Source organism: Oceanobacillus sojae (assembly GCF_007991515.1).
GTDB lineage: Bacteria > Bacillota > Bacilli > Bacillales > Amphibacillaceae > Oceanobacillus > Oceanobacillus sojae.
Window position 1 is genome coordinate 115,773 of record NZ_BJYM01000015.1, and the last position, 22,286, is coordinate 138,058.

At 37.4% G+C, this 22,286-nt stretch carries 19 protein-coding genes and 1 pseudogene; 1 reads left to right on the plus strand and 19 read right to left on the minus strand.

Features of this window, described 5'->3' with window-relative positions; translation table 11 throughout:
• Nucleotides 1-226: 226 nt before the first annotated feature.
• From OSO01_RS17150 to OSO01_RS23450, 18 genes and pseudogenes are all read right to left on the minus strand, one after another.
• Nucleotides 227-1,021 (minus strand): methionyl-tRNA formyltransferase, encoded by a 795-nt coding sequence (locus OSO01_RS17150; protein WP_147211666.1) that lies wholly within the window; start codon nt 1,019-1,021, stop codon nt 227-229.
• Nucleotides 1,022-1,657, minus strand: a complete 636-nt coding sequence (locus OSO01_RS17155) for a sugar transferase (protein WP_281289858.1) — start codon at nt 1,655-1,657, stop codon at nt 1,022-1,024.
• Between the two features lie 15 nt (nt 1,658-1,672).
• Nucleotides 1,673-2,737: a UDP-glucose 4-epimerase GalE gene (galE, locus tag OSO01_RS17160; protein ID WP_147211667.1), complete on the minus strand. Its 1,065-nt coding sequence runs from the start codon at nt 2,735-2,737 to the stop codon at nt 1,673-1,675.
• Nucleotides 2,738-2,753: 16 nt separating this feature from the next.
• Entirely contained in the window at nt 2,754-3,836 is a 1,083-nt protein-coding gene (locus tag OSO01_RS17165) for an EpsG family protein (RefSeq protein WP_147211668.1), read from the minus strand.
• A 23-nt stretch (nt 3,837-3,859) separates the two neighbouring features.
• A complete protein-coding gene (locus tag OSO01_RS17170; RefSeq protein ID WP_147211669.1) occupies nt 3,860-4,750 on the minus strand; it encodes a glycosyltransferase family 2 protein in 891 nt (296 codons plus the stop codon).
• A gap of 1 nt (nt 4,751) precedes the next feature.
• Nucleotides 4,752-5,864, minus strand: a complete 1,113-nt coding sequence (locus tag OSO01_RS17175) for a glycosyltransferase family 1 protein (protein ID WP_147211670.1) — start codon at nt 5,862-5,864, stop codon at nt 4,752-4,754.
• Nucleotides 5,849-7,003, minus strand: a complete 1,155-nt coding sequence (locus OSO01_RS17180; RefSeq protein WP_147211671.1) for a glycosyltransferase family 4 protein — start codon at nt 7,001-7,003, stop codon at nt 5,849-5,851. Before OSO01_RS17180 ends, OSO01_RS17175 begins: the two co-directional genes overlap by 16 nt.
• A gap of 75 nt (nt 7,004-7,078) precedes the next feature.
• Nucleotides 7,079-8,902: a polysaccharide biosynthesis protein gene (locus OSO01_RS17185; RefSeq protein WP_147211672.1), complete on the minus strand. Its 1,824-nt coding sequence runs from the start codon at nt 8,900-8,902 to the stop codon at nt 7,079-7,081.
• Nucleotides 8,903-9,174: 272 nt separating this feature from the next.
• On the minus strand, nt 9,175-9,822 hold the full coding sequence (locus OSO01_RS17190) for a CpsD/CapB family tyrosine-protein kinase (RefSeq protein WP_246145198.1): 648 nt from the start codon (nt 9,820-9,822) through the stop codon (nt 9,175-9,177).
• Entirely contained in the window at nt 9,803-10,543 is a 741-nt protein-coding gene (locus tag OSO01_RS17195; protein WP_147211674.1) for a YveK family protein, read from the minus strand. The genes OSO01_RS17190 and OSO01_RS17195 overlap by 20 nt, the downstream gene beginning before the upstream one ends.
• Before the next feature lie 529 nt (nt 10,544-11,072).
• Nucleotides 11,073-11,984, minus strand: a complete 912-nt coding sequence (locus tag OSO01_RS17200; RefSeq protein WP_147211675.1) for an alpha/beta fold hydrolase — start codon at nt 11,982-11,984, stop codon at nt 11,073-11,075.
• Nucleotides 11,985-12,040: 56 nt separating this feature from the next.
• Entirely contained in the window at nt 12,041-13,111 is a 1,071-nt protein-coding gene (locus OSO01_RS17205; RefSeq protein ID WP_147211697.1) for a tartrate dehydrogenase, read from the minus strand.
• 192 nt (nt 13,112-13,303) lie between these two features.
• Entirely contained in the window at nt 13,304-14,986 is a 1,683-nt protein-coding gene (locus OSO01_RS17210) for an SLC13 family permease (protein WP_147211676.1), read from the minus strand.
• Between the two features lie 98 nt (nt 14,987-15,084).
• On the minus strand, nt 15,085-15,783 hold the full coding sequence (locus OSO01_RS17215) for a response regulator (RefSeq protein WP_147211677.1): 699 nt from the start codon (nt 15,781-15,783) through the stop codon (nt 15,085-15,087).
• On the minus strand, nt 15,780-17,393 hold the full coding sequence (locus OSO01_RS17220; protein WP_147211678.1) for an ATP-binding protein: 1,614 nt from the start codon (nt 17,391-17,393) through the stop codon (nt 15,780-15,782). Before OSO01_RS17220 ends, OSO01_RS17215 begins: the two co-directional genes overlap by 4 nt.
• 285 nt (nt 17,394-17,678) lie before the next feature.
• Nucleotides 17,679-18,413: a hypothetical protein gene (locus OSO01_RS17225; RefSeq protein WP_147211679.1), complete on the minus strand. Its 735-nt coding sequence runs from the start codon at nt 18,411-18,413 to the stop codon at nt 17,679-17,681.
• Between the two features lie 77 nt (nt 18,414-18,490).
• Nucleotides 18,491-18,982: pseudogene (locus tag OSO01_RS17230) on the minus strand (YvcA-related protein); the annotation flags it as partial.
• 12 nt (nt 18,983-18,994) lie between these two features.
• Nucleotides 18,995-19,135, minus strand: a complete 141-nt coding sequence (locus OSO01_RS23450) for a hypothetical protein (RefSeq protein WP_156988494.1) — start codon at nt 19,133-19,135, stop codon at nt 18,995-18,997.
• A 286-nt stretch (nt 19,136-19,421) separates the two neighbouring features.
• Here OSO01_RS23450 and OSO01_RS17235 point away from each other — a divergent pair, with 286 nt between their 5' ends.
• On the plus strand, nt 19,422-19,829 hold the full coding sequence (locus OSO01_RS17235) for a hypothetical protein (protein WP_147211681.1): 408 nt from the start codon (nt 19,422-19,424) through the stop codon (nt 19,827-19,829).
• 129 nt (nt 19,830-19,958) lie between these two features.
• Here the strand turns inward: OSO01_RS17235 and OSO01_RS17240 are convergent, their stop codons facing one another.
• Nucleotides 19,959-22,271 carry a polyprenyl synthetase family protein gene (locus tag OSO01_RS17240; protein WP_246145200.1) on the minus strand — a complete coding sequence of 771 codons (2,313 nt, stop codon included), beginning with the start codon at nt 22,269-22,271 and terminating at the stop codon, nt 19,959-19,961.
• Nucleotides 22,272-22,286: the final 15 nt, after the last annotated feature.

The following is a 22,286-nucleotide window of genomic DNA, read 5'->3' on the forward strand; positions in this document are numbered from 1 at the left end:
ATAGATGGGAGCGAAGGGAAGTCGACTCCTGCGGGAAAAGCAACAGGTGAAGACCCCGCAGGAAGTGGTCTTCTTCCGAGGAGACTGAGGCGTTGCCCGCGGAAAGCGACTTCCTGGGACTGCGATTACTCGTCCCATCGAAAACCGTCGTAGCGGACATCTCCTTGGCAAGAACACCAATGTTTTAAAGATCAAGTGATTTTCTTGGTTTTTCTTACAACCTTTATTAATTCTTTACAAGATTTCTTTCGGAAGTTACAACATTTGCGGTGCTATCTTTGTTCATTAGCTGTTTCAGGATAAAATCGTTAATTAACGTATATTTTTTTCCTTCTACTTCAATAAAGGCGCCATTGTATGGCGGGAACCAAAAGGCTCTGATTTTTAAATCTATATCATCCTTGATTAAATCAATTTCTTTCATTTCCTCCATTTCAACTCTGGTAATATATCTTCCCTGTTTAGCATTCTGTTTGACTGAGGCCAGCCGTCCTTGGGATATAGCATCTAAAAGTACACTTTTATATAGTTCTACCTGAATTTCCTGTGTCTTCTTTTCTAAGCTTGCTGCTGTCTCCATTCGATAATCAAAATTAAATTTAAAAGTACGTATAATACTGCCAGTATCTATTCCACTATCTACGTAATGTGCAGTAGCACCCCACCTTGGAAGTTTATTTAAGATTGCCATATTATACCCGGCTGTTCCCCGCCATTCAGGTAATAAAGCTGGATGAAAATTAATGCAGCCATATGACGGCCCGCTGATTAACGGTTCCTTTATCTTTTTCCAAAACAGATAAGAAATAATCAAATCAATTTGGTGATCTGGCTCATATAGGATATTTTCTGCCTCTTCCATTGAAATAATAGGAATTCTTAATTCAGAAGCTTTTTGAGCAGTTGGTGAATTAGGAAAATGTGAATCGGTAACAACTGCTGCAATTTCCACCCCTTGGCTTAACGTCCACTCTATGAGCTCTGCTGCATATTTTTTTCTTCCCATAAAAATTATTTTCATTTATACATCCTCCGAATCTCCTGTGAAATATTGAACAGTTGCTTGTTCTTCCTGATGAATACCTTCTTTTATGAGGATTTTATTTATCGTTATCAGAATAATTTTCCAATCCCCTAAAAAGCTGATATTATCTATATACTCCACATCGAGTTGAAATTTATCCTCCCAGCTGATTGCATTTCTTCCATTGATTTGAGCCAAGCCGGACAATCCCGGCCGTACTTCATGGCGTCGTTTCTGGTGTGGGTTATACAAAGGTAAATACTGCACCAATAAAGGCCTTGGACCGATAATCGACATATCGCCTTTTACGATATTAAAAAGCTCCGGCAGTTCATCAAGAGATGTAGATCTGAGTAATCTGCCAAACCTGGGCAGTCTGTCATGATCAGGAAGCAGATTCCCATTTCCATCCTTCTCCTCCGTCATCGTTCTGAACTTATACATCCAAAAGATTTCTTCATGAAGTCCAGGTCTTTTTTGCTTAAACAAAACTGGACTGCCAAGTTTCGCTTTAACTAGAACAGCTATTATTAATAACAGCGGACTGAGAATAATAATAGCTATTGAAGCTAATATGACATCCATCGGTCTCTTTACATATTTTCTGTACATACCATCCCTGCGAATTTTCATTTTATTCACCATAATCTATCCATAAAAAACACCGATGTCTGCCTCCACCGGTGTTTTATGATTACTTATAAAGCTGTATCCATCAGGATTATTTTTCTGCCATCGCCATGTATCCGCACACATTTTTTCTATTCCCCTCATCGCCACCCAATTTAAATGATTCTGTGCTTTCGCCGGATCCGCATAACAGGTACTGATATCACCCGGTCTGCGATGTACAAATTTATAAGGAATCCGGATTCCGGAAACTTTTTCAAAAGCTTTTATTACCTCAAGAACACTGTGTCCTTTCCCTGTTCCTAAATTATAAGCTTCTGCTCTTATTCCTTTTTGAACTTGTTCTAATGCCCGTAAATGCCCGACTGCCAGATCAACTACGTGAATATAATCTCTGATACCTGTGCCATCTTCTGTAGAATAGTTATTTCCGAATACTTCGAGCTGCTCTCTTTTCCCGACTGCAATTTGTGAAATATACGGCATCAGATTATTGGGCACCCCACCCGGATCCTCACCAATAAGACCGCTGGCATGTGCTCCAATCGGATTAAAGTATCGCAATAAGGCAATACTCCAGAGCGGATCGGAATAAGCCATATCTTTTAATATTTCTTCTATCATTTGTTTTGTACGGCCGTATGGATTTGTTGCTTCCAGTTTCATATCCTCCGTTACAGGAACTTTTTCAGGGTTACCATACACTGTTGCCGAGGAGCTGAATACAAGATTTTTCACGGAAAATTGCTGCATCACTTCAAATAATAGGAGACTGCCCAGGACATTATTTTGATAATATTGCAATGGAACAGATATGGATTCCCCTACCGCTTTTAAACCTGCAAGATGAATAACAGCATCTATTTGATTCTCAGAGAATACCTTCTCCACATTCTCTTTATCCAAAAGGTCTATTTGATATATTTTAAGCTCTCTTCCTGTTATTTCTTTTATTCTTTGTAATGCTATTGGGCTGCTATTTGAGAAATTATCCAGAACAATAACGTCATAACCTTCGTTTATCAGCTCTACACATGTATGGCTTCCAATATAACCGGCACCGCCAGTCACAAGAACTTCCATTTGTTTCCCTCCCTCGTCACAAGGTTAAAAAATCGCTTACATAATTTATTTTTAACGTAATGACAGCTTCATAATAGTAGAATGCAAAATAACTGATGATCAGAATCAAATAAATAATTTTCTGATCTTTCTCTCTAAATAGCTTAGGCAGCCAGGAAATAAGAATAAGCTGATAAAGCTGAAAATAGATTGATACCCTGGCAAAAATCCACTCTTGTGTTGAAAAAACCATAAACACCAATCCGACCAGAGACATATTTACAATAAAATCACTATCAGAAAAGATCTTTTGAAGCTTCTTTCTTCCTAAAAACGCAACAAAAAGAGGGCTTGCTTCCACTACAACCCTGATAATATTAGCCCCGCCTTCCGCAAATTCATCGTAGGCGCTATACTGTGAATCCTCCAATGCTGTAAATAATAAAGCCGTAAATTGTTCATATCCAAGTACCACAATTACTGAAAATGAAATAAAGACAATTGCCGTTTTAGACCAAGCTTTAAATCTTACCAGAAAGTACATTGGAAGCAGTATTAACGCACTTTGGTGAAAGAATGAAGCAAAAATAACAATAAGTGCATACCTAAAAAAACTGCCGTCGATTAAAAATTTAATTGCCGTAAATGCAATTGCTGCGGCCAGCAGTTGTCTCATACCATTCATCGAAACTAAAAATAGTCCTCCTGTTATATATACATATAAACTTAATTCCACCAGCCTGGAATATTTGTATAAAACAAGGACAATAAGAAGATTGGTTATCAGCGCTGTAATCAAAATCAGCATCTGTGAATCAGCTGATATATAGTTTTTTATAATCATTTGCAGGATACCAAACCCAATATCTTTTTCAGAGGTAATATACTCCCAGGTAAAATCGTTCTTTTCAAATATATTTCGATAATTAAATGTATCCCCTATTCCGGCACGAAGGCCTGAAACCAGTATAAGTGACAGAAGAGCTCCAAATACGAGCAGTTTATTGGGTTTTATATGAATAGTTAAACCTGAATTTGTTATCGGCACGAGTTTTGCAAAATATCTTGCAGATAAAGCACAGAGAAAAACAATAGCAAGATTGATCCAGAGTAAAGTCATTTGCTATATCCTTTCCGCTAAAATTACACGTTCACTCTCCTGTTTTTTGATAAAACATATAAATATAATAAAAATCCTAAAGGAAAAGCCAAGGCTGTAAGTATTTTTTCCGGCGTTTCTTTGATAAATGCTCCGTTTTTGCTGATTAAATTACTGGATACATAATGGATTGCCTGTCTGAATTTAAATGCTGTATCAGCAAAGGGCAGCTTCATCAGCTCCTTACGGTAGAAGGAAAAGCCTAGCGGGTTATTATGATATTGTTTCAGCATATTTCTCGATGAGCCATCTGCAAGATACTCCACATGACAGATGGCTTCATTCATTAATAGCAATTCATAATCTTTATCGAGCATATAGTATTTATATGCCAGTCCTACATATTTCTCACTTTCAAAAATAGGGTACGGATATTTTTTAGTTAATGCTGTGCGGTAAACCAGCTTTTTATCTCCTGTTACTCCATGCTTATAATATAAATCAAATAAGGTAGCCTGCTTGAGATGCTTTGGAAGTGTTGTTCCAAGGATTTGATTATCCTTATCAGCATCTAGTCCGACCAGTCCACTGATTTTTTCATTACCATGAGCCGCCCAAAAGGCGAGGATTTTTTCTACTGCATCGTCTGGCATATAATCATCGGAATCAATACACACATTTAATTCTGTATCTATTTTTTCATATGCTGTATTATGCGCTCCGTGCATTCCCTGATTTTTCTGCCAGCAGTAATTTATTTCCACTTTCTCTTCCTCCTGCCATGTCTCAATCAGTTCCTTCGTATTATCTGTTGAGCCGTCATCGATCACTAACCAGATAAAATCTTTACACGTTTGTCTTTTTAAACTCTCATAGCAATGATGCAGACAGTAGGCTCTGTTAAAAGCAGGAGTAAAAATAGTAAGCTTCTTCATATTACCTCCCTCCCACCGATAAATACTTTGCTTGGAGGTCTGCAGCTGTATACTTGATATCATACCCTTTCGTTACCAGGTGTTCCTTTACAATTTCTCTGGAAGGAGGTTCTTTTTTTAATTCCTTGACCTTTCGTATCCACAAATCTTTATCGGATATGGATAATCGATGGATCAGCCCTAAGTTCATATCCACTTCCTCTGTAATAGAATCAGATATAATACATGGCAGTCCGGAGGCTTGAGCCTCAACAAGTGTAACTGGTAATCCTTCAAAAAAAGATGGAAATATAAAGAGATCAAACATCTGCAGCAAGTCGGAAATATCATCTCTTACCCCGAGAAATTTTATTTTTTTATCCAGTTTCAGCTCTTTAACTTTTCTCTCCATTTCCTTTCTGGAAGGGCCGTCCCCAACGAATACAAGATGCAAATTTTCCATTTCTTTATTTAAAATATAAAATAGATTGATGATAAATTTATGATTCTTTTGTTCATGAAACCTGCCAACATGACCAAGAACGAATGCCTCTTCCGTAATATTGAATGCATCCCTTAATAAGCTTCCTTTTATATTTGAATATTTAAATTTATCTATCTCAATACCATTGTTCAAAATAAATGTCTGCTTCGCTTCAGATATAAACATCCATTCTGCTGCTGCTTGTGAACATGCATATAGGTGTGTCGCATTTGGTCTGATAAATGTTCCGGCATACCACTTATACATTTTTATAAATAAATGCCCTTCACTTTGTGTGTTATGACTATGTGCAATCCGGACTGGAATACCGGCTTTTTTTGCTGCCCGTATAACAAATCCGCTCATTTTATCCATATGGGAATGAATAATCTTATACGTTTTATGCTCCGTAAAGAATGTATTTAATGCCTGCAGATAACCGAAGTGTCCTGCTTCTGTAAGATAGGGGATTCGATAAATTTTTCCGCCCATCGCTTCAATTTCTTTATCAAACAGTCCTGCTTTACAGGTAAGGAAATCAAATTGAACTTTTTCTCTGTTTATATTTCTGTACAGATTCATAATGAGGGTTTCTGCACCGCCATGGTTCATGTTAACCACTGCATGTAATACTCTTAATGGACTGCCCAATGAACTTCCCCCCATTTCTCCATATGTTTTTCATAAATTTTTCTTTTTTCCATAAGTATTTTATCTACTGTATAGGATGATACAATCTTTTCCCTGGCGCACTTTCCAAGCGTAAGTCCAGGTTCAGTCATATTGGAGACTTGTATTAATTTGTTGGCAAACTTAACAGCATTTGGATTTGAGATAATCCAGCCATGCTTTTCATTTTCGATAAGTTCCCGGTGCCCCCGGTTATCTACTGCTACAACCGGTAAACCACAAGCCATTGCCTCCATCATATTAACTGGCAATCCTTCCCTTAAGCTGGATGCCACTCCTATATCACACATCGGGAGAATTTGCTCAATATCTTTTCGAAATCCGAGAAAATCAACCATCCCACTGACGCCCAATTGATGTGCCAGCTGCTGACAGCTTTTTAATAATGCCCCTTTCCCGGCAAGTAAAAGCTTTGTATTTGGAACTTTATCCTTTAACAAAGCTAAAGCATGCAATAGTAATTGCTGGTTTTTATTTTTATTAAATTCTGCTGCATAAAATAATAAAAAGTCATCGGCTTTATAACCAAATGACTTTCTTAATTCTCTCTTTTTCTGTTCATGTACAGGCTTATATTTCTCTATATCTATGCCGACCCCGTGTACATGTTCAATAGACCCCGCTTTAAAATTATGTGTTCTTGCTAAATGATAATCCTCCTGATTAATCAGTATCAGTGTATCCGTATACCTTGACAGCATCCTTTCTATTGGATAATAAAACAGCCAATTTTGTAAGGGTGCCCCTTTGCAAAAATGAAAGCCATGCGCTGTATAGATAACCTTTGTTCCCCTTTTCCTTGTTTCCTTGGCAGCCAGCCTGGCAAGTACCCCTCCAAATGGTGTGTGACAGTGAATTATTGAATAGCTATTTTGATTAATGATTCTTTTTAGTTGTTTATATGCTTTCATATTTGATGGATGAAAAGGGGAACGCTGAATCAAAATTTTAAATTGTTTATCTGTATATGGTAAATTAATATTTCCCGCTGCAGCCACATGAACTTCCCAGCCCTGTTTTTGAAACCAATTCATATATGGTAAATGGAAAGCTTTAAAATGATAATCTACTGTAGCACAAAATAGTATCTTCTTAGACAATTAAAGCTCACCCCTTTCGTTTTTTAGCCCATCTTCTTCTATGTTCAAACAAATATCCTCTTAATACTTTATTTTTTATATACTCACTGCCTGCAGTTCCTTCATGACTACATTATTTGCTACGTTCAATAACCGCTCTCTCAGTGCATCAGAATCTATGTCTTCAAATATTGTAATAATCTCATCGATTTCATTTATATAGATATTTGTTGGCTTACCTACATATATTTTGGGGTATACCTGGTTGTTATGCACTTCATTCTCCTGAAGTAATTCTTCATAAAGCTTTTCACCAGGACGAATCCCCGTGTATTTAATCTCTATATCATCTAGAGAATAGCCGGACAGCTTGATAAGATTTTTGGCAAGATCGATTATTTTTATCGGATCTCCCATATCCAGAACGAATATCTCTCCGCCATTTGCTAAAGCTCCTGCTTGAATAACAAGTCGGGATGCTTCTGGAATCGTCATAAAATAACGGACCATTTCCGGGTGTGTTACCGTCACTGGTCCACCATTTTTGATTTGCTTTTTAAATAAGGGGATCACACTTCCACGGCTGCCCAGAACATTTCCAAACCGGACTGCTGCGAACTTTGTATTACTCTGCCTGTCCATAGCTTGAACAATCATTTCAGCTAATCGTTTGGATGCGCCCATTACGCTGGTCGGGTTTACTGCTTTATCCGTCGATATCATGACAAAAATACCAACATTGTTTTTACTAGCTGCTTCAGCAACATTTCTTGTCCCGATAATATTATTTTTCACAGCCTCTTCCGGATTACGCTCCATTAACGGCACATGTTTATGAGCAGCAGCATGATAGACAACATCAGGCTTATACTTGTGCATAATATACAGCATTTTTTTTGCGTCTTGGATATCTGCTATTTCCGTTATAAACTCCATTTCACTACCGTGATATACATCCCTGAGCTCCATTTCTATAGAGTAAATACTATTTTCACCATGTCCCAGTAAAATTAACTGAGCTGGTTTGAAATTTGCAACCTGTCTCGAAATTTCAGAGCCAATCGATCCTCCTGCACCAGTAACCAAGACAATCTTATTTGAAATATAATCTGAAATACTTTCCATGTCCATTTCTACCTGGTCTCTGCCAAGTAAATCCTTTACTTGAACATCTCTGAATTCATTAATAGAAATTTTCCCGGTGATTAAGTCTTCCAAGTGAGGCAAAGCCTGTGTTTTTGCCTTTGTTTTTGCACATTCCTGGAATATTGTATTTAATTCTTTCCTGCTTAAAGACGGTATAGAGATAATAATATGTTCAATTTTATATTTCTCCACGATACTTTCTATTTGATTTACACCGCCGACAACAGGCAGCCCTAAAATATCAAGATGTTGTTTTTTGGGGCTATCATCAATAAAAGCAACTGCCCGTAAACTTCCTTCATTCTTCTTTAACAGCTGTCTGGCAACCATTGTTCCAGCTGAACCAGCTCCAACTATCAATGTACGGATTTTGTTTTCTGATTTATTCAGGATAGTATCGCGGTATATCCTCCAGACTAAACGGGAGCCGCCAATGAAGAATAGATGAAGAAGCCCGGCTACAACAAATAATTTCCAGGACAGTTCCTGTATAAATATATAATGAACAAGGATTGCCGTCAGTATAGAATAAGTAACTATTTTTAAAATAATTAATAACTCCTGAATACTCGTATATTCCCAATGCTTTTTATAAAGTTTATATTTTATTGAGAACAAGTGATGTGATAATAATATAGCAAGACTGCCTATTAACATTGAGATATTTAGCTGAGGAGTTGAAGAACTTAATAGAGACATACCAAAGTAAATTGCTGATAGCACAATGCAGGAATCAACAATAATAAATAAGGATATTCGCTGTCGATGTGTCATTATCTGCTCCTCCTTTCTTTTGTATATACATGATGACTATTTATTCCAAAAACAGTTGTAAAACTCCCGCTAAATCAAGTTTCATTATATGTAGTAATACATCGGGCATCTAACCCGTCCTCACACTATACTATTGACAACGAACGCGTCTAAGGTTGAATCAACCCACAGCATAGCCGAGTGTCTACATTGATAACGGTAAGTATGACATCACCGATATAATTCCAATCAAAAAATTCTTTATAACGAACAAAAGATTAAAAAAAATAGAATTAGTTTAAAATCGCACCAATTAAATTTGCATTTGCTAAATCGAGTACCCGTTTTGTCTTTACAGCTTTTTCAGTTTCCGTTTTTCCCCGCTTTAATACAAGAACAACCCCTTCACACTGATTGGCAATTACTCTTGTTTCGGTTGTCTGTAACACCGAAGGCGAATCAATCAGTACCATATCATATTGGCTGTCCAGTTTACTTAATAATTTTTTCATAGCGTTGCTTTCAAGAACTTCTGCTGGATTGAAAACTTCAGGACCTGCTGTGATGATATCTAAATGTGGAACGTCAGTACGGTAAATGGTTTCTTCTAATTTTGACAGTCCTTTAAGAATATTGGATAAACCATTTGAATTTGGCATTCTAAAAGTTGTGTGCAAAATAGGACTTCTTAAATTTGCATCAATGAGCAGAACTTTTTCATTCTGCCTGGCCATCGACACTGCTAAATTAGCAGTAGCTGTTGATTTCCCTTCTCCATCCTCGGGCGAGGTAATTAGTAAAATAGAATTTTTCTTTTTCTCCCGCAAAAATTGTATATTTGATCGTATTGCCCGGAATTGATCCGATATGGTGGAATCTGGATTGGAATAAGCCAGTAAATGCAGTTTATTTATGTTATGGTTATGTATTTTGTTTAACACCAACTTTTCTCCCCTTTATCAGCTTTATTTTCCGACTTTTTTTCTTGGCTGCAAATTTTCTTTTATTCATATTGGATATCGTACCTAAAACTGGAACTCCTAATAACGCCTCGACATCGCTTTCCTTTCTTATTTTTACATCCAGTGAATCTAAGAGAAAAACAAATCCGGTTCCAATGATAAGTCCGAATACAAAAGTGATGATTGTTAAATTGCTGGATGTTTGATTAATTGGAGCGGCACCGGGTTTTGCCTCTGATAACAGCTGTACTTCATTAAACCCTAATATATTCCCCATTTCCTTTTTATACGTTGTGGCTGTTGCATTTGCAATTTGAGCTGCTATCTCTGGATTTGAATCCGTTACGGTTATTTGTACTACCTGTGATTCATCCACTTGAGAAACGGTAATTTGATCTGCCATTGCATTAACTGATCTTTCTAATTGTAATTGTTCGCCAACTCCTTCCATGACAATCGGGTCCTTTATCATAACCATGAGTGTATTCATATCCTCACTGCCGGACCCCAGAATCATTCTGGTAGATGTCTCGTAAATAGGTGCTTTATCATGGTTACTGAAATAGTAGCCGGTCAGTGTGCTGATAATCGTAATAATGATAATAATCCAAAATCTTTTTTTTATTAAAATAAAATACTGTTTCAGATCAATCTCTTTTATATTATTTTGTTCATCATAGCTATGAAAATTATTATTCATTGGAATCACCCCTAACCTTTTTTCATATTATAATTTAATGTTCTTTATAAAGAACGTAATGTCCAAAAAAATTTATCTGCTTGTATAATTTATATATTAGTTCTTTATAAAGAACATGTCAACAGGAAATACAAATAAATTATCTTTTTTAGCTCATACTAATCAAAAAGGAGGTATTTTAATGAGTGTAGATAAAGGTAAAAAGAAAAAGAAGAAAAGTAAAGAAGAATTAAATGCCATGAAGGGCGGCAAAGAAAGACATCGCAGAAATCGTTCTTAGGTTCGGTTATAAATCACTGATATAGCTGTTGACGCCCGGCGGTTAAAAGTGAAAACCCCGGGCGTTTCACATTATTATAGTTAGATTTCCAGCATTAAAAATATAAAGACAGGTTCTGAAAAGGCAGCAAATTATTGTTCACTTAAAATGAACGCTACAACTAAGAGGAAATATTTTTAATCCATTTATAAAGAAGTTTCATATGCCTGGCGACAAGGTGAAACCCTTTATCAGCTTCACTCGCTCACATTACCCCCTCTGATTCTCTCTGATAAATTTCAAAATATACTCAGAAACAGGCTCCGGTTGCTCTTCTGGAACATAGTGTCCGCAATTTCCGAGCTGCTTTCCCTGAACATCAAGAGCTGCTTCTTTCCATATATCAAGCACTGGCTGGCCGGCAAGGTTGCCATTTTCTCCCCATAATAAAAAGGTGGGTGTTTTTAATAGCTTGCCAGCGGCATTCTCTGCTCTATATTGCGGTAAATCAACCTCGTGTGTGGCCCGGTAATCACTCAGTGCAGCCCGGTACGTTTCTGGCTGTTTCCATACACGCAGGTAATCTTCCCACGAACCATCTGATTTAAGAAGGGATAGGAGCCCTGGAGCACGTCTGAACAGAAATTCAAGATATATTTCCTCTTTTCCCTGTATAAGTGCTTCCGGCAGATCAGGAACAAGGTGAAATGTCCAGTGCCAATATTTCTTAGCCGCTTCTGAGGCTGTTAATTTATCATAAAGATATTCCATTGGAAGAATATCAATGAGTCCGATACCAGCAACCTTATCAGGATAGTCTAACGCAAATCTCCTCGCAACCCTGGCACCACGATCATGCCCCACTAAAGTTACATTTTCCAGGTTAAGATGTTTGATTAATTCATGGATATCAGAAGCCATTGTTGACTTATCATAGCCTTTTGTTCCAGCCGGCTTATCTGAGTCACCATAGCCGCGCAAATCAACAGCTATAACGAGATGTTCCTTCATAAGATGGGGTATCACATAACGCCAGGTTAACCAGCTTTGAGGAAACCCATGCAATAAAATAACAGGCTTGGACGAATTTGTTCCTGCCTCTACATAATGCAGATTGATATTATTAACCTTTGCCCATCCATGTTTGAATTCTGATGAATTAAGTTCTGATTTATCACCCATTATTTAGCCTCCTGTTTAGAACTTAGTACGTATATGATAAAAGCAACAGTATGTTTTTATCCTTTTTTATCAATCTTTTTCAGCTCGTTAATAATTTCATCTGTAACTTCTTTTGTGCTATGCTTCCCGCCAAGGTCAGCTGTTAAGAAGCCATCACCTGTTACACTTTCAATTACATCTAATAATGTATTTCCAAGCTCTTCTTCTCCAAAATGATCTAACATCATTTTGGCAGTCCATATTTGACCAATTGGGTTAGCGATTCCTTTTCCGACAATATCTGGTGCTGAACCATGAACCGGTTCAAACATCGATGGATATTTCCCATTCACATTAATATTTGCGGATGGTGCGATGCCAATACTGCCCATAATTCCAGCGCCCAGATCCGACAAAATATCTCCAAATAAATTGCTTGCTACAATAACGTCAAACCTTTCAGGGTGTGTCACAAAGAATGCCGATAATGCATCAATATGCTGCGAATCAGTACTAATTTCAGGATGCCCCTTTGATACATCTTCAAATACACTATCCCAAAATGGCATAGAATAAGTAATTCCGTTTGATTTTGTCGCACTTGTTACTCGTTTTTTCCGTTTAGAAGCCAAATGAAAGGCATGCTGCATTGCTCTTTCCGTCCCTTTTCTTGAAAAAACAGCATTTTGGATTGCTAATTCATCTTCTCCTCTGTAAATTTTTCCTCCAATCTCGCTATATTCCCCTTCACTATTCTCACGAACGATAATCAAATCAAAGTCTTTCGCGTTCGCAAGTGGAGATTTTACTCCTTTCATGACTTTTGCAGGACGAATATTAATCACTTGTTCAAATTCACGACGGATTTTAATAAGAAGTCCCCATAAAGACACATGGTCAGGAACAAGTTTTATATTTCCAACAGCCCCCAGAAAAATGCCGTCAAAATCCTGCAGTCTTTCCATACCGTCATCAGGCATCATTTGATTATGTTCCAGGTAATATTCACAGCTCCAGGGGAATTCGGTAAATTCAAATTTTAATCCGCCATGAATAGCGGCTATCGTGTTCAAGACCTCTGTTGCTGCAGGGACAACTTCCTTCCCAATGCCGTCTCCGGGTATATTGGCAATCGTTATCTTTTTCATCATGAATCTCCTCACAATTACAAATTTTTATTTAACGCTGCAGGTTGCACATCTTAAAAACACTTATTTTAGTAAAAATCGCACCCACTCGTCTTTTGAATGAATGCGTTTTTTTAAGTGTTCCTTAAACTGTCAGCTCTTAAGGATATTTCCAACTTATTTTACTGAATTTCTTTTTCTTATCTACTTCATCTACTTAAATTCTCCGGGAAGAATAGATAAATTAATTCCCCAAACTATTGGAACAAGGTAATAGACAGCTAATACAATAATCATTGTTGCTACCACATTGATCCAGAACCCAGCTTTAACCATCTCGATAATCTTCAGCTTACCTGTACCAAAAATAATGGCATTTGGTGGTGTTCCGACCGGGAGCATAAATGCACAATTTGCTGCCATTGCACAAGGAATCATCAATGCAAATGGATGAATATTTAAAGCAACTGCTAATGCACCTACTACCGGTAAAATCATCGTCGCTGTTGCCGTATTTGATGTAATTTCAGTTAATGCCATAATCAGCAGGGTAGCTGCCGAAATAATGATAAGTAAATGTAATCCATCCAGAACGGTCAGCTGCTGCCCCAGCCAGTCAGATAAACCTGTCTGTGTAAATCCTACCGCAATCGCCAGACCGCCTCCAAAAAGTAATAGTACACCCCAGGGTATATCACGCGAATCTTTCCATGACAGGACACGGGGTTCTCTTTTAGCTGGAATACCAAATAACATTACTGCCGCAATTACTGCAATCATTCCGTCCGAAATTCCTGGAATATAAAAAATTAAACCGTCTTCTGACCAAAAAAATTCTCTGGAAATCCACATAAATGCTGCAAAAAGAAAGACAAATGCTACTATTTTCTCTTCATAAGCCACCTTACCCAGCTTATGTCTCTCATTCTGAATTAACTCTTTCCCGCCGGGCAGCTCCTTGATCGTTGTCTTAAACGCAATTCTTCCTAAGTATAACCAAGTAAAGAAAAGCATAAATATAACCACAGGAACTGCAAAAAGCATCCATGTTGCAAAAGAAAGATTCACGTCAAATAATGTCTTAAGCTGTCCTGCCAGAATAATATTTGGAGGTGTACCAATCAATGTCCCTAAACCGCCAATGGTTCCAGCATATCCAATACCAAAAATAAGGGACTTTTCAAACTTTGGCAATTCCTTTTCCTCTGGTGTTCCCTTTAAAACACTTGCTACCTGAGCAATAATTGCTAATCCCATTGGTATCATCATCATAACTGCAGCTGTATTTGACACCCACATGGAGATAAAGCCGGTCGCTAACATAAATCCAAGTAAAATTCGCTGTACACTTGTTCCAATTACTGAAATAATAAAAAGGGCCACACGCTTATGCAAGTTCCATTTTTCCATAGCTGTTGCAATAAAAAAACCGCCTAAGAATAGAAAAATGATATCATCACCATATGCTGAAGCTACATCTCCACCTTCCAATGCGCCTGTCATTGGCAGCAGTATCAACGGCAGAAGTGAAGTAGCCGGAATCGGCAGCGCTTCTGTAACCCACCATGTTGCAATCCATAATGTCGAAGCAAGAACAGCTTTTCCTTCAGGTGACAGTCCCTCCGGATGGAAAAAAAACATTGTCAACACAAATAATAATGGTCCTAAAATCAAACCTATAAGCTGTGGTTTCGCATAAGGCGCTTTAGGCGGCTCGTTTCCTGATTTTCCAGATTGTCCCTGGCCTGCGCTATTTGTTGCAGAAGCTTGCCTACGTTTATCCACATCTTTTTCTTTTTCAGCAACATTTTTATGAATGGCAAAAATGTTTAATAAATTCTTTGTACGTTTATGCTGCTTCCAAAGTTCCTGCCATGCCGAAGTTACATAGTTCATGAATCAAACTCCCTCCCGTTTTGAAAACGCTTACTAAAAACTCACTCCTATTTTCGACTATTTTATTTTGTTTGTATATATTTTTTAACTAATCGAAACTAAAATTGTTGGAGATTGTCTTTTCCTGCCCGGGAGAGTTTATATTGCTGCAGCGGACGTCCGAAACTATGATACATCACATTTTTTTCAAGCAGCTTCTTTTCCTCAAAAAAACGTAAATATTTACGTAAAGAAACATGTGAAATTTTTGCATAGGAGCTCAAATCTGCCGCCGACAGCCAATCCTCATGCTCCACCATTACCGCTAGAATATTTCGGCATGTTTCTTTTGTAATTCCTTTTGGCAAGTCCTCCGGCTTTAAAACAGGCTTTTCACGCGGATGAAATAAACGATCTACCTCTGCCTGATGGACATTTCCTTCTGCCAATCGTACTGTTTGCTTATAACGTAAGAGGGATTCTTGGAAACGCTCAAAGGTAAATGGTTTCAAAAGATAGTCCACCACACCATATCGATAGCCTGTTTTTAATGATTGCTGGTCATTGGCGGAGGTGATTAAAATAACATCTACATTTATTTCTTCCAAGCGGATTTGCTTTAATAAATCCAGCCCATTTTTTTGCTGTAAGTAGACATCAAGTAAAATTAAATCAATATCGGGCTGTCTCGCCAGCCTAATACCTTCTTCAATTGTTTCCACACTTCCAACACAGCAAAAACCATCTATTTTTTCAATATACTTCTGATGAAATTTAGAAATAAGCGGCTCATCTTCAATAATAGCTATACGTATCATTTTGAATTATTCCTCTCTTCATCATTATGTTCATATGGCACCTTAATTTGTAAACATGTACCTGCACCGATTTTAGATTGAATATGATAGGTTCCGTTTCCTGCTTTAATCGCATTAATCATAATCGTCATCCCATATCCACGATTCAATCCTTTTGTCGAATAACCTTTCTCTAGTATAGAGGGTAAGTTCTCAACATTAAAACCCGCTCCATTATCACGAATTTCATAGAATAACGCTTCACCAAAAACATCAAAAACCAGCGTAATCTTTTTTTCCTTCTGTCCAACCATTGCATCGACTGCGTTTTCCAGACTGTTTCCTATAATCGTAATCCAACGGTCAACAGCAGTTGGATCAGAAAGACTTGGCCATTTGTTCTCCCCCTGGATATCTACATCAATTTGAAGCTGTTCCAGCCGTTCTAATTTAGTTAAAAGATACCCGGCAATAGCAACATCATCGATATGAGCGGAAATCATTCCAGTCTCCCGCTGATAAATCTGCGAAAGGCTGTCCACATATTCCGCAAGCTCCTCATAGGACTCTGTATAAACCATTGCACCGATAATATGAAGCTTATTCATAAACTCATGCGTCTGCATCCGCAGCGTATGTGCATAGGACTCCACTCCGGACAGCTTCTTCATAATGGCATCCAGTTCATTTCGATCTCTAAAAGTAACAAGCGCGCCGACACCATTTTTATCCACTTTAAAGGAAACACTATTCGTAATCATTTCTGCATTACCAAAGCGGACAGATTTATCATAGACTGCTTTTTCACCGTTTAATAATACCTCCAGCGAAAGCTCCGGCCAGACATCTATTATCTTTTCACCAATAATATTTCCATGATAGCCTGCCCGTTCCAGCATAAATCCTGACGATGGATTAGCAATAATAATTTGATGATCTGCATTAATGGCAATAACTCCTTCACTCACGCTGTCCAGCATTGCTTCCCGTTCTTCTATCATATAGGCAATTTCCTGAGGCTCCAGGTCAAACAATGTTTTCTTCAGCCTTCTTGCTAGAAAATAGGAACCTGTCAAACCGAGACCAAGGCTTAAAACAGTTCCTAAAATAGTGATTTTCAAGCTATCCCACACAGCCTGATTAATTACCTTGGTTGAAATTCCTACAGAAATCGCACCAATCTGCGTTCCCTCTTGATTATAAACTGGTTCAAAAGCCCGCATGGATGGGCCCAGCGTACCAACAGCCTCAGAGGTATAGCGCTGTCCTTCAAGCACCGCGTCTACATCTCCTCCAACAAAATGTTCTCCAATCCGTTCAGGAACAGGGTGCATCAGGCGGATTCCTTTCATATCCATCAGCACAATATATTGTAAATCATTACTCTCACGTACTTCAGCGGCGATGGAACGGAGACTCTCACCAGCTTCCCCTTTTTCAAGTGCATCAACAACAATAGGCATACGGGCAAAATGACTTGCACTTAAACTCGCTTTATCCGCAAGCGCTTCCTTTGTTTCTGACGCCTGATTATATCCAATAAGTATTCCTGTAACAAGCAGCGTAAAGCAGATTAATCCACTGGTGAACAGCATCATTTGGAGCATTAGTGGCAGGTCTTTTTTTCGCATGTCTGTTCACCCTCCTCCCAGTCAGACAAAAGCTGCTTCCTTGCAGAAATTCTATCCATATTAAAGAGCCAAACCTTCAAATCACTCTTAAATAACTGTTCGTAATATTTAGTATGTATGGAAAAATAATAACATAGAATCGGAGGGTAATGCATAAACTGCTGAAGTTTGCTGTTCTTTTTGGTAAAATTTCATACTCTATCAAAGATTGAGTAAGGTATAATTCTTTTTTATGTTAATATAGCAGCGAAACTGTCATTATTATATTTTCATCGTTTGCATCTGCTAGTAGTTTATCTCATATACATACCATGAGATTTTTGCTTCATTCGTATCTTTTGATCCCGTTGAAAGTTTTCTGGTTTCTTCCCTTATAATAATTCGCAGGTCATAATCCACAAAAAGATCTCCATAGCTCTCTTTATCAGAGCCTTCTATTTCTTGCGTCTCGCTAATCTCAATACTTACCATTTCAGCAAAATTCTTTCCCAGCTCCTCAATTTCTTCTATAGAATCAGCCCGTTCTACTGCAAAATGTAAGGTAATCCGCTTCGGCTTCTCTTCTATTTTAATAACCGCATATTCGACCACATCATATACTGCTTCAAATTCCTGTTCAACAGGATAGACCTCTGCTTCAGATACTTCCACCTCTTTATGGAATAGCTCTTCCGAATATTCCAGGATAAGTGCTGCCGAAAACATGACGATAAATGCTAATACGCTTTCTATTTTCTTATTATTAATAAATATTTCGATTAATCTCATGAGAATTAAACTAAAAGCAAAAATCATCGTGACATAGATATCTTGAATTAAATAGTGCATCCCAGCTATAAATAGGAGAAATAAGATAGGGTTCACCCATGCATTTGATAAAAATTTGCTTAACAGCTTACCGGCTGCAACTATCCCAGCAATCAGCAGAAAATATTTCCATCCTCCTATTAATATAAATCCCACAAGTAAAATCAGTACTATTGGGATGACTGTTCCATATAAAGAAATTTTCCCCATCATTACTTTTTTCTCCTTACTGCTTGTTCGAAATGATTTAAAAAGATAACTATTTGATTGTGTATGTAATTTAATTTTTCTTATTGTTTAAATTCTACTGATTCCATAATTTCCAGTACTTCTTTCTCTAACGCATCTAAGTCAAGATTATTTTCATAGTCTGTAACAATGTTATAATTATAAGCAACGGCTTGAACTGCGTTATTTGATTGAATAATCCCTATATAACGATACGCTATTCCTTCTCCATCTCGTGTAACATATTCTGTTGTGGCATAATGAATGGTTTTATCTTCGTATTCCATCACTTCATATTCACCATCGTAGTGCGTATGACCTCTCATAATATTTTTGAATCTATTTACATCTCCGCCTAAATCTCCATAATCATAGATTAAACGTACATGATATAAATATTCTTTCTCCTTAGAATCTCCTCCATAACTAATCCTTTCAATAGCTCCTATATCTGTGGTTGTCATATCATACCGTATTTTACTTAACTCTGCATCCTCTGGATATAAAATCTTATATTCTCCTGTTTTTGACTGCATTAAATAATACCCTTCCTTTACCGGTTCCGTCTATACCATAAATTCCCGAGTAAATTCATCCTGAAATGACGTTACATCTGGTAAATCTTTTGGATTCATTTCAGAAATTTCTTTTTTATTACAGCCTGCCAATACCAGACTAGTAAAGAACAAAAATATCTGTGACAGCATAGTCCCTGCTTCTCGAAGCTGGAGAGTTTAATTCCATACTCATATATTTTGCTATCTAAATCATAATTGTTCAAAATGGATTGCTCTAACCCATATCCCTCTCTTCTTTTCTAAATAAGATATTATCCCGAATTCTCAATGGGAAGCACTACTGAATCTTAAAAATTCAAGTAATGATTATATATAATAGTTTTATCTCTATATTTCCTTGTTTCAGATGAATGCATTACTTATAATTAAAGAGAGGCTAATCAACGGCATTTCTTATAAGGGGGTAAATTTACATATGACAAGTAAATTAAGCAAGACAGTAATCATTTTATTTGGGCTTATTCTATTAGCAAGCTGTAAACCATCAGATAAGTACGCCGGTGATTGGTATGCGCTTTCTGATACAGGCGAAAATGTAATGCTTCACTTTTCCGAAGAAAAAATCTTAACAATTACTGATGAAAGCGGCAATGAAGAAACATTTGAAATCAATCAAAATGTAGCTGGAGTTATGAATTCTACCAGATACTATCGAGTGGAAGTTGATGGAGCCAACCATTATGTTATTTTTGAGGATAAAGATGATGAAAGCAACGCTAATTTTGTTAAACAAACTAACTATGCAGACGATTTTGAAGATATGGCAGGAGAAATCATATATACAATGAATCGTGATGACTACCCAAGGGAATTTGGCTTGTAATGAAATTTAGACTGGTAAGGAGAGATTGAACATCTTTACCAGTCTATAAAAATACCAATTATTAAATGTACTAGTGATAAGTATAAAACAGAATGTGATATTTAACCGGATTTACTTAAACTATCAAAATCAATGATCACGTAATATCAAATAGTCTAACAGCTGATAAAAGAAGGGAATGTCCGGAAGCTTTGCTAATTCTTTTCTCGCTTCCAGGTAGTGTTTCCACATTTCCTTCTGCGCCTCTTCTTTTCCCAGAATAGAAACAAAGGTCGAGCTATTGTTCCGTTGATCCTGGCCTGGATGTTTACCTAACAGCTTCGCATCACCTGTTATATCCAATAAATCATCCTTAATTTGAAAGGCAATCCCCGCGTGATAAGCTAACTCCTTAACGGCCTGCTTACGCTCATCGGACTCTCCGGCAATAATAAGCGGCATCATCAGCGCTGCTTCAAATCCGAGGCTGGTCTTATAAACCGATAATTGCCTTAACTCGCTGAGTGCTAAGGAGCTTCCTTTAGCATGCAGATCAAAGAATTGGCCCTGACACATTTTTTGCGTTGTCCGGGTGGAGTAAGCAATAAGCTCCAAAAGCCGATTGGGATCTTGATGCTTGATAACAGCCTGTTCCTCTACTGCACGCTGTGTTAACCAGAGCCCGGTCAGTTCAGCTGTTGCATGGTTATACTTTTCATGTAATGTCTGCTTGCCCCTTCTTGCAGAAGCATTATCCTGGGATGGCAAATCATCAAAAATTAGGGAGGCTGTATGCATAAATTCTACTGATTTTGCTAATGGCAAGATTAAATTATCGGGAAGCTGAAGCCCTTCCTTTGCCATGATCCATGTCATAATCGGGCGTAAACGCTTGGCATTGCCTGACAGGCTGTAGTTTGCTGCTTCTTTTAATGCATTTCCCTTCGATTCAAAGGTAAGGTGCTCTTCAAGTTGTTCTTTTATATCTTTCATTTTAGATACGAACTGTATCTTTAATTGCTTATTTTGTTTTAATGTATCTAAAAATTGATCGCGAATCCATTTATCAAAGAATGCCACATTGTGACTGCGGTTTACTATTTTTTCTAAAGCTTTGTCAAAATCCGCATCAAAGGAAAATTGCTCTTTGAAAGCCTGATAACATTCTTTTCCTAATCTTGCCTTCAGACGCTTCAGACCATTAATCGCCCGGTCCAAAATAATATCTCTTATCTCTGTCTTTCCCGGATAAAGCGTATGGATAAAGTAATAAATAACGGACCAATACATGGCAAAGGGATTTATTAAGCCTGTATCCTGTTTACTATACGTAACAAAATACGTGTATGGCGTTACATTATTATTTGCAAGATCTTCCTCTAAATCTGTTAAATCATCAGCAAGCTGGTTATATATCCCATAATAAAACATATTTGTTTCTATATTTTCGACCTCTGAAAAAGGTTTAAAAGAACGGATAATCAGCCTTGAGGAAGCTGATTTTAAAATAACGGATGTATACAGTTCTTCATTTGTATAATTGTTATTATCTAACCGCTTTTGCCGGTCCAGTTCCTGTGCTTCGAAAAATAAATAAGCATTTTCCAGGAAAATCTGTCTATTTTCTTCCGGCTGACATGACTTTAAATAATGAAATGCTTCTGACAGTTCCTCGTGCACTGTAGAAATGAAATCCCAATGCTTATTCTGCCAGTCATCCGCTTTTACTGGAAGCACTTCCCCTGTTAATAATGTTTGCCGGATAAAATAAGCAAAGGACTTCTTCTCAGCTGCTGTTAACATATCCGCATCGAGAACATCATCAATCAATGGATATGTCAAACCATAATAATAGCCTGTACAAACAGCCTGATCTAACAGCTTCCTTCTTGTTTCTTTGGACAGCTCGTCATCCAATTCTTCAAATTCATGCATGACGATCCCGGCTATAATTTTCATTATTTTTCTTTTCGCTTCATTTTTATCTAATCCATCAGGAAGTATTGCTGAAACATGCTTCAGTTTATCGGATACCCAAAAGAAAACCTCTTCCAATGATTCTTTTTCTGCCATTTGATACAGCTCTGTAACATGGAAAGGTACTTGCTGTTCCTTACTATTCAAATAATTTTTAACACCTTCTGTAACAACAGCTATTCTTTTCTGCATTGCTTCCGAAGTAATATCTCTGCCAAGGTCGCGAAAATAGATATATGAAATACTACGCTCCAAATAGGAATCAAGCTGACCCGTTTTTGTAAGCTGGGAAATAAATGTTTTGCCCGGCTGATGCTTCCAATTATCGATATTTATCCAGTTTCTCTTTTTCGTCTGTTGATAATTATGAAGCGTCTCTATCAAGTTTGAAGCAAAGTCCTCTTGCTGTATTTGAGCTTGCAAGGCTTGAAAATACCCTTTTGCCTGCTCCTGCTTTATCTGAAAATAATCTTTATCCATTAACATGCTCCGCCCTCATTT

Coding starts and splice junctions, on each gene's coding strand:
- OSO01_RS17150 (WP_147211666.1), bottom strand. CDS start 1,021: ATGAAAATAATTTTTATGGGAAGAAAAAAATATGCAGCAGAGCTCATA.
- OSO01_RS17155 (WP_281289858.1), bottom strand. CDS start 1,657: ATGAAAATTCGCAGGGATGGTATGTACAGAAAATATGTAAAGAGACCG.
- galE (WP_147211667.1), bottom strand. CDS start 2,737: ATGGAAGTTCTTGTGACTGGCGGTGCCGGTTATATTGGAAGCCATACA.
- OSO01_RS17165 (WP_147211668.1), bottom strand. CDS start 3,836: ATGACTTTACTCTGGATCAATCTTGCTATTGTTTTTCTCTGTGCTTTA.
- OSO01_RS17170 (WP_147211669.1), bottom strand. CDS start 4,750: ATGAAGAAGCTTACTATTTTTACTCCTGCTTTTAACAGAGCCTACTGT.
- OSO01_RS17185 (WP_147211672.1), bottom strand. CDS start 8,902: ATGACACATCGACAGCGAATATCCTTATTTATTATTGTTGATTCCTGC.
- OSO01_RS17195 (WP_147211674.1), bottom strand. CDS start 10,543: ATGAATAATAATTTTCATAGCTATGATGAACAAAATAATATAAAAGAG.
- OSO01_RS17200 (WP_147211675.1), bottom strand. CDS start 11,984: ATGGGTGATAAATCAGAACTTAATTCATCAGAATTCAAACATGGATGG.
- OSO01_RS17205 (WP_147211697.1), bottom strand. CDS start 13,111: ATGAAAAAGATAACGATTGCCAATATACCCGGAGACGGCATTGGGAAG.
- OSO01_RS17210 (WP_147211676.1), bottom strand. CDS start 14,986: ATGAACTATGTAACTTCGGCATGGCAGGAACTTTGGAAGCAGCATAAA.
- OSO01_RS17215 (WP_147211677.1), bottom strand. CDS start 15,783: ATGATACGTATAGCTATTATTGAAGATGAGCCGCTTATTTCTAAATTT.
- OSO01_RS17220 (WP_147211678.1), bottom strand. CDS start 17,393: ATGCGAAAAAAAGACCTGCCACTAATGCTCCAAATGATGCTGTTCACC.
- OSO01_RS17225 (WP_147211679.1), bottom strand. CDS start 18,413: ATGATGGGGAAAATTTCTTTATATGGAACAGTCATCCCAATAGTACTG.
- OSO01_RS23450 (WP_156988494.1), bottom strand. CDS start 19,135: ATGCTGTCACAGATATTTTTGTTCTTTACTAGTCTGGTATTGGCAGGC.
- OSO01_RS17235 (WP_147211681.1), top strand. CDS start 19,422: ATGACAAGTAAATTAAGCAAGACAGTAATCATTTTATTTGGGCTTATT.
- OSO01_RS17240 (WP_246145200.1), bottom strand. CDS start 22,271: ATGTTAATGGATAAAGATTATTTTCAGATAAAGCAGGAGCAGGCAAAA.